The organism is Rossellomorea marisflavi (assembly GCF_009806575.1).
GTDB lineage: Bacteria > Bacillota > Bacilli > Bacillales > Bacillaceae_B > Rossellomorea > Rossellomorea marisflavi_A.
Genome location: NZ_CP047095.1, coordinates 757682 through 769727, shown reverse-complemented (window position 1 = coordinate 769727; position 12046 = coordinate 757682). Strand labels below are relative to the sequence as shown.

Sequence of the window (12046 nt, the reverse complement as noted above, 5' to 3'; positions counted from 1 at the left end):
AAAATGGTACAAGCGAGATCCTTCATAGGGATGTTCTTTTTTGTCGCTAGGGTAAAAGGAGGATTATCTTACCTTTTCCATTAACTCCCCTACCCCCTTGTCCCTGAATCTGATACTCTCTACCAACCCTTGATCGTTTACAGTGATATCGCCTGATAGATCTACCGTTCCTCTTTCATCACCGTCTCTACTATAGACGACCTTCACTGTAAACGTAAATGAACCCTGCACTGTTTCATTTTCCTTCACGACAATTTTATCAGCTTTCAATTTACATCCGCTTGAGTAGGCGTAATAAGGGAAAGTGATTTTCCCTTCATTCACATATTGCTCTATGGTATCAGGGGACATATAGGGTCGAAAGAGATCCTTGTAATACGAGAGGAACAGGTCAAAATACTCATCGCTATTTCCTTCTTCAATATACCTATCCTCTTGCTCCATCAGGCTTGCCAGCTCATCATCCGGTCCTGTGAAGATTTTCTCCAGCACCTCTTTGACCTCTCCTTCCTGGGACGCGGTTTGATCTGTCATCACGGTGTTCAGCAGAAGGTATCCCCCTACGAGGATAAACAGTGCTGCTAGGAGTGCAGTCAGCAATGTAGGGACCAAGCGTTGCTTCTTCCTGCCCTTTTTCTGCATACTTTCCACCAACCTTTCGTAAACATCTTCCTGCTCATCCGGCTTCATGGAGACATGTTCATAGGACGGAAATCGAATGTTTTCATTCCCTTCACTCACGATGGTACCCCTCCTTTTCCAACTGAGCTTTCATTGCCTGCAACGCCCTTGAGAGCGTCGTCTTCACCTTGCTCTCCTTCCACCCGAGCACATCTGCTGTCTCACGGATTGACAGGCCCTTGATCTTCCTCAGTAGAAGAACCTCCCGATACGAGCGCTTCAACCGGCTCATTGCATCGTATACCATGCGTTCTTCCTCCCCAGCTTCCACAACGTCCTCTGGAGTGGCACCACCCATCCCTGTGAACATCTCCGTCACATAGTGAAGGGGCTTCCTCTTCCGTATGAAATCAATCGTGGCATTCCGGGCGATTCGATACAGCCAATTCTTATCGCTCATTTCCCCCTGAAACCCCTCCAGTCGATGGAAGGCCTTCAGAAACGTATCATGTGTCAGATCCTTTGCTTGCTCACGATCCCCGATCATCAGCACGATATAACGGAAGATCGCGTCGCTATATTCCACGTACCATTCGCGTATTTTCTGTTTCCTGTACCCCTCATCCAACAAGGTCACCTCGTTTCTTTCTTAGACCATTTATCGTAAAGACGGGCGATAATGGAAAAAGTTTCATTTTTAATTAAAAAAGCCATTCCGACTTGGAATGACAATTCTCCTAAAATGAAACATCGAGCTTTTCTTTCAGTTCCTCCAACACCTCGGGCTGCTTCTGTTTTGAAATCATCGTGGATCCCGGATCCTCTACTTCAGTAAAGTTGAAAAGGATCGTGCCGTCTTCAAGGATGGCAAAGGCGTATTTCCCCTTGCCGGACTCTTTTTGATCAGGTCCAAGGAAAACAAACGTGTAGGAGCTTTTGGATTTCAGCTTCTTCATAAACGAATCCTGACTGATTTCCTCTACTTCCAGCCCTTCCACTTGTGTCAAAACCTTTTCTAGCGTATCTTTCTCTGTTATCATTTTTGTTTGTTCTTCAGTTGAGGTATTGTTTTCAACCTTCTGGACAATCAACGTATTAGCGAATTGTTTATCCTTGAATGCAATGGTTTCTTCTTTTGCCGAGCAGCCTGCCAGTATGATGACGGTAACCAATATGCTCATCAGCCATTTTTTCATGATATTCCCTCCCCATGACCATCCACTCCCCTAGAAAAGTAGTCGTGTCGTTACCAGTAAAGACGGATGATCACATCCTAAAGTTTCATCTGCTTGGTAAATAAGTTTGGTAAGTGAGATAAAGGCGTAAATAGGAAGTGTAATGAATTGCAAAAAGAAAAACCGGCACATCCATGCCGGCTCACACAACCTTATTCAGACTCCAATTCACTTTCCACAACCCACTTATGATTCTTCACCATATCCCCTCCATCTGTCGGCTGGTAGTCAACCGTGTACACCGTCGTTCTTTCCGCAGACACGATCGTGGCTTTGGCATTCTTCATGCCTTTCATATGATCGGCTTCCAGGGTGACCTCGGTGCCGGGTTTGAGTTCTTCATCCCCTGCGTCTTTGATTTCTTCCTGGATCACCCATTTGTGATCCGTCACTTCTTCTCCTCCATCGGTCGGCTTATAGTCGACGACGTAGGCAGTGGTATCATAGGCACCGGTGACCATGCCTTCTGCCCCGTCCATGCCCTTCATATGATCCGCCTTGATGGTGACTTTGCTTCCGGTCTCGAATTCAGGGTTTGCCGCTTCTTCAAGTCCTTCAGGCATCTCGGCCGAACCTGAATGGTTCATATCCCCATGCTCGTCATGGGATTCTTTTTTATCAGACTGACTGTCCGGGCTATTGCCGCATCCCGCGAGTGCCAATAGAGCCGCGGCTCCGATTACCAGTATGTATTTCTTCATGATCATCCCTCTTTCTAAAAGGTTTTCACCTACAGTGTTACCCTTTAGAGGAAAAAATCATCATGATTTCCGGAAAATGATTCAATGGTCCAACCCTTTTTCCATTCGTTGTGCTACCAAAGCATCCCCTTCCCGACCGGTCCGCCGTAACTCACTGGCGACGGATCGACGCCTTTCCTCCGGATGATGCTGGCTGAATTTCGCTTTTCCTTCCATCCTGGAAATCGGGATCCTGAAGGCTACGATCCCTCTCTGCAGTCCATTGAGCTTGTCTGAGGCAACCTGATCCAGGGAATACGCGCTTTCTGTCCCTTCATACTGATCGACCAGTCGCTGCAGCGAGTCCAGTATTTCCTCGCTGTCTTCCATGATCTCCAGCTTACCGTATACGTGGGCGGCCTCGTAGTTCCACGTAGGCACCTCCTGATCGGATTCATACCAGGTCGGCGAGATGTAAGCATGTGCCCCCTGGAAGACGGCCAATACTTCCTGTCCTTGCCCATCCTTCCACTGACCATTCGGTCTCGCCATATGTCCGTAGAGTACACGATCTCTCCGGTCCACCATCAATGGGAGATGAGTCGCCCAAGGGGAGCCTAGATGCTGGGAGAAGAGGATGGCGAAGCCGTTTTCCTCTATTAACTGAAAGATTTTTTCTTCGTCATTCAACTGAAAGTGCTTGGGGATATACATCTTCTTTCTCCTCTCATGCTCTCACGGATGCCCGTTTGTTTCTTTTACTGTACTGGTCCTGGCTTGTCTTTTCAATCAATATCAGATGTAATACCGACGTTACGCACCAACAACCCCCTGTGCCATTCGCTCATATGCCCGCATGAAGCTCTTATGTGAACGATCACCAAGGGTCTCTTCATCGTTCTGGAACAAGCGTTGGAAGGTGAACGCCTTCGCTTCCTCCAACGTGATGCCTCTGCTGTTCATGATCAGCGATATATACGCAATGAAATAGTCTTCACTAAGGTCACCGCCATGGTTGATGGTCATGGTCATCCGCTCCTTTTATTTGATAAAGTCAACTATATGTATATGATATAATCAATAATTGATTTAGTCAAATAATTAATTCCACGAAAAAAAGGGACGGTCCCTGCCCCTTTCACTTACAGCCTCAATACCATCCAATCCTCGTCATAATAGCACCCATCAAACTTCAATCCGTGCTTCTCGACGCCGAACACGGTAAATCCAAGGCTCGTATACAGGCGCTTCGCAGGTTCATTATCGGAAACGACGGTGAGGTTGATCTGTTCGAGCCCGTCGAACCCTTTTATATGCTGCAATAATTCTTCTAAAAGCGATCTTCCCACAGCTTTCCCGCGCATGTCCGGTGAGACGAACATGCCGAAGATGTTTCCCTTGTGGGCCATTTTTGGACTTGTTTCCCTGACGAAGGTGGCCATGCCGACAAGGTCACCGTCCACCCAGGCGCCCATGGTGAATTTGCCTTCCGATGGTGTCAATCGCTCTTGTACATAAGAGAGGGAAAAGGCAGCCTCCCGTTCATAGGTTGAGCCGAATGCTTCGGGATTGGTTTGAAGTGCCTGCAGGCGCAGCTCCTGGTACGCTTCTGCATCGTGTTCATTCAATATGGAGATGGTCATCTGCTGTTCCTTCTTTCTTCTAGGATCATCTATCACCTATTCGCTGATCACCCGCCATTTCCTCCTGAATACGAAAAAGCTCCATTCCAGCGATTGGAATAGAGCTTTGCTTCATCATTCATTCAGTAGATCACAACATCCCCGTCCACCTTCAAGCCGACGGTGTCCCCTACTTTGACCTGAGGTCTTCCGAGGACACGGATGGAAGCTGAAGTCGCCTGGCCGTTCTCATCGATGAGAAGTTCGATCAGGGAATCGTGTCCGAAGTAGGTCGTCTTCATGACCTTCGCTTGGATTCCGCTTTCGATCGGTCCTACGCTGAGCTGTTCCGGACGAATCATGACCGTGACTTGTTCGGCGCAACCGGAAGGCTTATGACATGGCAGCATGCCGAGCGGACAGTCGACGCATTCTCCGCTGATCCGTCCATTGAGGAGCACGGCTTCCCCAACGAAGGTGGCCACCTTCAAGTCTTTCGGTTTCGTATAGACGTCATCCGGATTGGCGATTTGGACGAGCTCGCCGTCCCTCATGACGGCGATGACATCAGCCATGGAGAACGCTTCTTCCTGGTCATGTGTCACCATGATCGAAGTTGCATTCGACTGTTCAAGGGCGTGCTTGATATCATCCCGGAGCTTGGCGCGAAGCCCCGTATCCAGTGCGCTGAACGGTTCGTCCAGTAGGATCAGGCTCGGACCGGGAGCGAGGGCGCGTGCCAGGGCGACACGCTGCTGCTGCCCGCCGGACAGTTCATGGGGCATGCGTTTTTCAAACCCTTGCATACCGACAAGCTCGAGCATATCCAGTACACGGCCCGTTCGCTTCATCTTGCGTGGCAGTCCGAAGGCGACGTTCTGTTCCACCGTCAAATGCGGGAAGAGTGCGCCTTCCTGCGGTACATAGCCTATCTTGCGCTTTTCCGGGGAGAGATAGAGGCGTTCGCCGAAGGCCTTCACGCCGGAGATTTCGATTTCACCCGATGCAGGGATTTCAAATCCTGCGATACTCCGGAGAAGCGTCGTCTTTCCGCACCCGGATGGGCCGAGGACGGCAAGCATCTGCCCCTTCTGCAAGTCGAAAGAGACATTCTCCAATACTTTCACTCCATCAAAGTTCTTTGATAACTCTTTAATCGCTAAGGCCTTCATACTCTTTCACTCCTCTTACTGGAAAATGATCGCATGGTCAAGATATAGACCGGCACGCCCGAGATCAGGATCAGCAGGGCGGCATAAGGGGCAGCGGCGGCAAATTCCGAGTTCGCCGTGTGCTGCCACACCCTGATCGCGAGCGTATCGACACCCGTCGGACGGAGCAGCAGCGTCGCCGTCAATTCATTCATGATTTTCAAACAAACAAGGGCCATCGCCGCCCCGATCCCCGGTATGATCAGGGGCAGGGTCACGGTGAAGAAAACACTCATCGGCTTTCTGCCCAGTGACCGTGCGACTTCCTCGACCCGCTCAGGCGCCTGCTCGTACGATGCCCGGATCGATGACTGGGCAAGGGGGACGAACAGGATCACATACGCGATGATCAGCAGGACCGAGGTCTGATAAATCCCGCTCATATAGCGAATCGCGAAGAACACGAGGGTCAAGCCGATGACAAGACCCGGCAGGCTGTGGACGACATACGGGACCCGCTCGGCCATGACCGACAGCGGCCCCCGGTGTCGGAGCGACAGCATGACGAGGGGCAGGGCGATGATCACCGTCACCACGGCTCCACCCAACCCGTAGGACAAGGTGGTGAACAGATTACCCACCAATTCAGCAGGCTCAAAGCTTGCAGAGCTTCCGTTCAACAGCCAATACCCGAGGCGTCCGAGGGGGATCCCAACGGCGAGTACCGTCAACACAAGGAACCCCAGTTGGACGAACGGTGCTACCAACCCGAGTCTCACCTGCTCTCTCGCACGGGAGACGCCCCTTCCGACAGACGTATATTTAGCCTTCCCACGGACGTAGAGCTCCACTCCGATGAACACAAGGCACAAAAACAGGAGGACCGTCGTCAACATCGCAGCAGATGCTCCGTTGAAGGCCATCGTGTACTGATCATAGATCGCCGTCGTGAACGTATCGAACCGGAGCAGGGACAGCGCCCCGAACTCCGCAAGCGTATGGAGGGCAATGAGGAGCGCGCCACCGAACAGGGCAGGTCGCATCTGCGGGAACGTGACGAGCCAGAAGGTTTTCCACGGTCCGTACCCTGCTGAGAATGCCACTTCTTCCAGGGAAGGATTCATCCCCCTCAGTGCCGCAGCCACCGGCAAGTGGACAAGGGGATAGCTGTATAGCGTCAAGACAAGAAAGGCACCGAAGAATCCTTCAAAGATCGGACTCAGGGATACCCAGCTGTAGCTAGAGACAAAGGCAGGAACGGCGAACGGAATCGTCACGAGGACGTTCCATACGCGTCTCCCCCATAGATTCGTCCGCTCCGTGCACCAGGCAGTGGCGACACCGATGACCATGGAGGCCACCGTCACCGACACGTCCAGGAGAAGCGTATTTTTCAGAAGCTCATACACGCGGTCGCGGAAGATCAGATTGATCGACGTCTCCCATCCTGCTTCATACGCGCGGAGGATAATGTAGAGGATGGGAAGGCACGCGACAAAAATAAAGATAAAAACAGGTAAAAGGAGCAACAGCGACGTTCTTTTTCGCTGCGGCTCCTTCTTCCTCCATATGCCGGTCAGGGGCATTAGAGCAACCCTACTTCTTGTAGGAGTTCCAATGCCTGCTCACCATCAGAATATTCACCGAGGTCAAGTGCTTCTTTCGGCGGATTCAATTCTGAGAAAGGCTTCATGTCCTTCGTGTCCACGCTTGAGTTCAATGGATACTGTGAACTTGTATCCGTCAATACCTGCTGTCCTTTTTCTTCCGTTGCAAATTCCATGAATTTCTGTGCTTCTTCTTTATGAGAGCTTGACTTGACGATCCCTGCTCCGGATAGGGAGATCATATCCCCGATATCCCCGTTACCGAAGTAATAGAGCTTGGAGTTCATCTTGTCTGCGCCTTTTTCTTTGGCTTCATTATCCCAGTAGTAGTTGTTGATGAGGGCTGCGCCTACATCGCCTTTTTCTACTGCATCAAGGGCGATCTTGTTGTTCTTATATTGCTTGCCGTATTTCTTCAAGCCTTCCAACCATTGTTTCGTTTCGTCTTCACCATAAAGCATGATCATGGCGGAGATCTGGTTGGTGAACGCACCGCTAGTCGGTACGTAGGCTACTTTATCTTTCCATTCAGGCTTGGCGAAGTCGAATACCGTCTTAGGCAGTTCGCTTTCTTTCACCACATTCGGATTGTACGCCACTACGCGTGAGCGGGCAAGCAATCCGACCCATGTGCCGTCCGGATCTTCGTATTGGTCGTCCATGTTATCAAGTGCTTTGGAATCGATCTTCTCAAGAAGTCCCTTCTCGCTCAGCATGACGAGTGGAGCCGTTTCTTCCGTGAAGATGATATCGGCAGGAGACTTGTCCCCTTCTTCTGCCACCTGATGAGCCAATTCATTGCTGGAACCTTCACGAACATCGACCTTGATGCCGGTTTCCTTCGTGAATTCCTTCGTCAACGCTTCGGTCACTTCCGTGTGCTGACCGCTGTAGATGGTCAACGCTTTTTCCTTATCGCCGTCCTTCGCGTTATCGCCGCCGTTCCCACAAGCCGCCAACGCACCGACGACCATGACGGACGCTGCCGCCACTGCTGCCTTCTTCGCATATGTATGAAGCTTCATCATGTTGATTTCCTCCCCAAGACTGAATGGTTTGTCATATATGGTGGTTCATTAGTAACGATGCAAGTGATAATCATTATCACTACCTTAGTATAAGCAAGAGGAGAATCAACGTCAATGTCTTTAATGAAATAAGTTCTCAATTAGCCGAAAATGTGAAAAAAGAATGACGTTTCCATCATTCTTTCATCAGTAAAGCCAATATGAACGATGTCACAAGGCCTGTCATGGATGCAACCAACATCATCATGGCAAGGGCACTGTACCCCATTCCCCTCCATCCCCCGATTGCAAATCCCACCACCCATCCTGCAGCTGACAGGAAAATCAGGATTAAAAACAGGATCAAGCCTTCATGGGAGTGTCGCTTTGTATAGCGGAGGATCACATGCAGGACGAGTGCGGCGACCACACCGAAGATAGCCATTGTCAGTGGGGGCAAACGGATCACCTCTTTGACTTTTATATATTCTATTTATATACGTTCCTTTTGCTGTTACCCCTTTTCTTTCCAAAAAACCATTTACAAATTCCACCTGTACAGTATAATAGTTTTATGATTATTGAACAAAGAAACCTAGATGAAATCAGAGTAGATATTTTTAAGGCATTGGCTGATCCGACACGGCTGGAAATTCTGAGGTTGCTAAAAAACCATGGGGACGAAATGAGTTGTGGAGAGGTGGGTGATCGCATTCAGTTAACAAAGTCCACGGCTTCCTATCACTTTAAGATTCTCAGGGAAGCGGGATTGACCACGACCCGTAAAGAAGCCAAGCACAAATACGTGCAGATTTATCCTGATACGTTCTCTACGTATTTACCTGGGTTCCTGGACTCACTATGAGGGTCCAGGAATATTTTTCATCTAACAGTTCAATAGTTTTAAAACTGACAAACAAAGGAGCACACACATGAAAATCATATCATTCTTATTCTTCTCTATTATGTTTGTGATTGGTACCGATACCTTCCTTATTTCGCCTTTGCTTCCCACCTTGACCAGTCTGTATGAAGTGTCTACGGACGTTTCGGGATTTATGGTTAGCTCTTATGCACTGGGCTATGCAGTTTTCGCCTTTCTCGCTGGGCCCCTTTCAGACCGTTTGGATCGTAAGAAGGTCATGCTGATGGGTTTCATTGGGTTTATTATTTCCACCTTCTTATGCGGTGTTGCCCCATCGTTTTCCTTCATGCTTCTGTTTCGGTTTGCTGCGGGAGTAAGTGCCGCGTTCGTCACTCCTCAGGTTTGGGCATCGATTCCAGTTCTTGTCCAACCACAACACATAGTGAAGACGATGGGTTTTGCAACGGCGGGACTTGCCATTTCCCAACTGATCGGAATCCCGATCGGCAGCTACCTTGCCCACATATCGTGGCATATGCCCTTTTACTTCCTATCTTTCTTGGCACTCATACTTCTTATCGTCATTCAACTCGTGTACCCATCATTGCCACCAGTAAAACAAAACGAATCAGCATCATTTTGGAAACCGTATAAAACATTGTTCATGGCAGTGAATGCAAAATCATACATACTTGCTTATTTCATCTTTCAGGTTGGGAACTTTGCTGCCTTTTCATTTATCGGCTCTTGGTTGAGTCAAGATTTCTCACTTGACGTGGCTTCAGTCGGAACGGCGATGATGGCGATTGGTCTGGGGAATGCCATCGGTTCCCTCTTTGGAAGTCATCTGATCCAAAAAATGGGGCAGTCCCGTTCCTTACTGCTCTCCTTCATCTTGTTTATCGGTCTCTACGGTATCCTGCCTTTATCAACCAACCTTTTAACAGCGGAAATCATTCTCGCTGTCGCCTTCCTTGTTGCAGGATTTGTTTTTCCCGTGTTCATGAGCATCTTCCAAAGCTTGACCACCTCTGCACGTGGAACGATTTCATCGGTGTCCAATGCGGCCATGTATATTGGAACGACAGTGGGTTCGATGACAGGCGGAGTTTTATTCGCCCAATTCGATGGCTTCTGGGGGGTGTCGATTTTTGCAGTAGGGATGTTCATTCTTTCTCTCCTTATCTATAGTAAGACTGGTGTATTTAAAAGACAGGAGGCTGTCATAACGAATGAAGCCTGATTGCGCCATTTGACAACGCTTCTATTTGTAACTATTATGGTTACGAAGGAGGGAGATCATGATTAACACCCGCTTATCGGTCGCAATTCATATCCTGTCTCTTGTGGCGATGGATCCGAAGCAATCGTCCGATCAGATCGCCCAGAGCGTCACCACGAATCCCGTCGTCATCAGGAGACTATCCGGTGACCTGAAGAAAGCCGGACTATTGACGTCCCAAGCCGGAGTACCAGGCTTCAACCTGACACGTGATCCCAAGGACATTACCTTGCTTGATATCTATAAAGCCGTGAATATGGAGAAAGAGTTATTCTCAATACACGATAAACCGAATCCGAAATGCCCCGTCGGCAAACGGATCCAAGGTACACTGGATGAAACATTCAAAAGCGTCCAGGCAGCCATGGAAAATGAACTGAATGAACAAACGCTGAAGGACATCATGAATCATCTCTTTCAATAAGAGGTGATTTTTTCATGGTTGACAGACTCACCTGTAACATATATAGTTACATGTAGAACAACTCATTCACCCGACTCAATCGGGATTTATTTTTAAACAACCTGTAACAAAAATAGTTACAAAACAATAGGAGGAATAAAAATGAACATCGCCATCATCGGAGCAACAGGAAAAGCAGGATCATTGATTACAGAGGAAGCCATCCAACGGGGCCATGACGTGACCGCCATCGTGCGCAGCGCATCAAAAGTGAACGCAAACGTAAACATCGTTGAAAAGGATCTCTTTGATCTGACAGGAGAAGACTTGAAAGGATTCGACGTCGTCGTGAACGCCTTCAATGCACCTGAAGGAAAAGAGCATCTCCACATTGAAGCTGGCAGGGTTCTTACCAACGCCCTGAAAGACGCTCCCGAAACCAGACTCGTTGTCATCGGCGGAGCCGGCAGCCTGTTTGTGGACGAAGACAAAACCGTTCAGCTCTTGGAAACACCCGACTTTCCAAAAGCCTATTATGCCACTGCCTACAATGCGAGCCTCAGCCTGAAAGAGCTGCAAAACACCGAAGGCCTCAACTGGACGTACATCAGCCCGGCAGCCTTCTTCGACCCTGAAGGTCCCAAAACGGGAACCTACCAAACCGGCAAGGATCATTTCATCGTCAACGCAGAAGGTCAGAGCTACATCAGCTATGCCGACTATGCCGCAGCACTCCTTGACGAAGTGGAACAACCGAAACATATCAACGAACGATTTGCCGTTGTATCGAAATAAGGAAAAAGAGAAGGCAGGGAGCCGATCCCTGCCTTCTTTTACTGTGCGTTATCAACGCCAAACACCCCGATGGTCTTTAGGTTATTCTTTTCTGAAAAACGATAGGTTACATATGTAACCAAGGAAGACAACTCCAATCAGGCTGACATGCACAACCTTTGGAGATTACTGCCTTACACGCCCTTGAATCTTCTCATGCCCTTCCTTTTCAATGAGATCTTTCAACTCCGTCAGGAAGCTGTCAAACTCCACATGCCTTCCCATGGCGTAGGTCATGTCCACCTCGACATCCAGCCACGTAGAAAGATCGGCCTCATTATGCTGGATCTGCACCTCGAGCTTGTCTAGGGCATTCGCCACCTTCGCCTCATACGTCTCTTTTGCCTCGAACTCATGCCACAGCGTGTATAGCTCAAGTCCTACTTCTCCCGGAATCATGTCCCGGATGTTCTCGATTGCCCGTTCCTCACGCTGCTGCTTCAATGCCTTCATCTCCGCATTCCCCATCGTATCAAATGCCGGGACATCCCCCGCTTCCGCCTCCACTAGGTCATGGATGATGATCATCTTCAACAGTTTTTCCATCTCCACTGATCCGTCCAGATGCGGTTCCACGAGAATGGCCATGAGGGATACCCTCCACGTATGCTCCGCCACACTCTCCTGACGTCCATCCGATAGCCAGCTGTGCCGCATCTCCATCTTCAGCTTTTGGGATAGGTGGATGAGGTTCATGATGGCTTTTAGGTGTTCCATGTTCTCACTCCCCTTTTCATCT

General features: G+C 49.2%; 16 protein-coding genes. 4 read left to right on the top strand and 12 right to left on the bottom strand.

Annotated features, from left to right (window positions below):
* Positions 1 to 63: 63 nt before the first annotated feature.
* The 11 genes from D5E69_RS04025 to D5E69_RS03975 form a co-directional block, all read right to left on the bottom strand.
* Entirely contained in the window at positions 64 to 741 is a 678-nt protein-coding gene (locus tag D5E69_RS04025) for a hypothetical protein (protein ID WP_048005586.1), read from the bottom strand.
* Positions 734 to 1258 carry an RNA polymerase sigma factor gene (locus D5E69_RS04020; protein WP_262370580.1) on the bottom strand — a complete coding sequence of 175 codons (525 nt, stop codon included), beginning with the start codon at positions 1256 to 1258 and terminating at the stop codon, positions 734 to 736. Before D5E69_RS04020 ends, D5E69_RS04025 begins: the two co-directional genes overlap by 8 nt.
* Positions 1259 to 1358: 100 nt before the next feature.
* Positions 1359 to 1817 carry a hypothetical protein gene (locus tag D5E69_RS04015; RefSeq protein WP_048005588.1) on the bottom strand — a complete coding sequence of 153 codons (459 nt, stop codon included), beginning with the start codon at positions 1815 to 1817 and terminating at the stop codon, positions 1359 to 1361.
* Positions 1818 to 2008: 191 nt separating this feature from the next.
* Complete coding sequence (locus D5E69_RS04010; RefSeq protein ID WP_159129244.1) at positions 2009 to 2557, bottom strand: YdhK family protein; 549 nt, start codon at positions 2555 to 2557, stop codon at positions 2009 to 2011.
* An 81-nt stretch (positions 2558 to 2638) separates the two neighbouring features.
* Entirely contained in the window at positions 2639 to 3250 is a 612-nt protein-coding gene (locus D5E69_RS04005) for an FMN-binding negative transcriptional regulator (protein WP_159129243.1), read from the bottom strand.
* A gap of 99 nt (positions 3251 to 3349) precedes the next feature.
* On the bottom strand, positions 3350 to 3562 hold the full coding sequence (locus tag D5E69_RS04000) for a hypothetical protein (protein ID WP_159129242.1): 213 nt from the start codon (positions 3560 to 3562) through the stop codon (positions 3350 to 3352).
* A 116-nt stretch (positions 3563 to 3678) separates the two neighbouring features.
* Positions 3679 to 4215 (bottom strand): GNAT family N-acetyltransferase, encoded by a 537-nt coding sequence (locus D5E69_RS03995; RefSeq protein ID WP_347566732.1) that lies wholly within the window; start codon positions 4213 to 4215, stop codon positions 3679 to 3681.
* Between the two features lie 86 nt (positions 4216 to 4301).
* Complete coding sequence (locus D5E69_RS03990) at positions 4302 to 5330, bottom strand: ABC transporter ATP-binding protein (RefSeq protein WP_048005593.1); 1029 nt, start codon at positions 5328 to 5330, stop codon at positions 4302 to 4304.
* Positions 5327 to 6838 carry an ABC transporter permease gene (locus D5E69_RS03985; protein ID WP_249931553.1) on the bottom strand — a complete coding sequence of 504 codons (1512 nt, stop codon included), beginning with the start codon at positions 6836 to 6838 and terminating at the stop codon, positions 5327 to 5329. Before D5E69_RS03985 ends, D5E69_RS03990 begins: the two co-directional genes overlap by 4 nt.
* 56 nt (positions 6839 to 6894) lie before the next feature.
* Positions 6895 to 7944, bottom strand: a complete 1050-nt coding sequence (locus tag D5E69_RS03980; protein ID WP_249931552.1) for an extracellular solute-binding protein — start codon at positions 7942 to 7944, stop codon at positions 6895 to 6897.
* Between the two features lie 175 nt (positions 7945 to 8119).
* Positions 8120 to 8368, bottom strand: coding sequence for a YesK family protein (locus D5E69_RS03975; RefSeq protein WP_159129240.1), 249 nt, complete (start codon positions 8366 to 8368; stop codon positions 8120 to 8122).
* 129 nt (positions 8369 to 8497) lie between these two features.
* Between D5E69_RS03975 and D5E69_RS03970 the strand changes: the two genes are divergently transcribed.
* The 4 genes from D5E69_RS03970 to D5E69_RS03955 all read left to right on the top strand — a co-directional run bounded on the left by D5E69_RS03970 (position 8498) and on the right by D5E69_RS03955 (position 11268).
* Entirely contained in the window at positions 8498 to 8788 is a 291-nt protein-coding gene (locus D5E69_RS03970) for an ArsR/SmtB family transcription factor (RefSeq protein ID WP_063191023.1), read from the top strand.
* A 67-nt stretch (positions 8789 to 8855) separates the two neighbouring features.
* The gene (locus tag D5E69_RS03965) at positions 8856 to 10031 is read left to right on the top strand and encodes an MFS transporter (protein WP_159129239.1); all 1176 of its coding nucleotides are present in this window, start codon (positions 8856 to 8858) and stop codon (positions 10029 to 10031) included.
* Positions 10032 to 10089: 58 nt separating this feature from the next.
* Complete coding sequence (locus D5E69_RS03960) at positions 10090 to 10494, top strand: Rrf2 family transcriptional regulator (protein WP_159129238.1); 405 nt, start codon at positions 10090 to 10092, stop codon at positions 10492 to 10494.
* Between the two features lie 141 nt (positions 10495 to 10635).
* A complete protein-coding gene (locus D5E69_RS03955) occupies positions 10636 to 11268 on the top strand; it encodes an NAD(P)-dependent oxidoreductase (protein WP_159129237.1) in 633 nt (210 codons plus the stop codon).
* A gap of 165 nt (positions 11269 to 11433) precedes the next feature.
* On the opposite strand, the gene D5E69_RS03950 is transcribed toward D5E69_RS03955, so the two are convergent.
* Complete coding sequence (locus D5E69_RS03950) at positions 11434 to 12024, bottom strand: HD domain-containing protein (RefSeq protein ID WP_159129236.1); 591 nt, start codon at positions 12022 to 12024, stop codon at positions 11434 to 11436.
* Positions 12025 to 12046 lie beyond the last annotated feature (22 nt).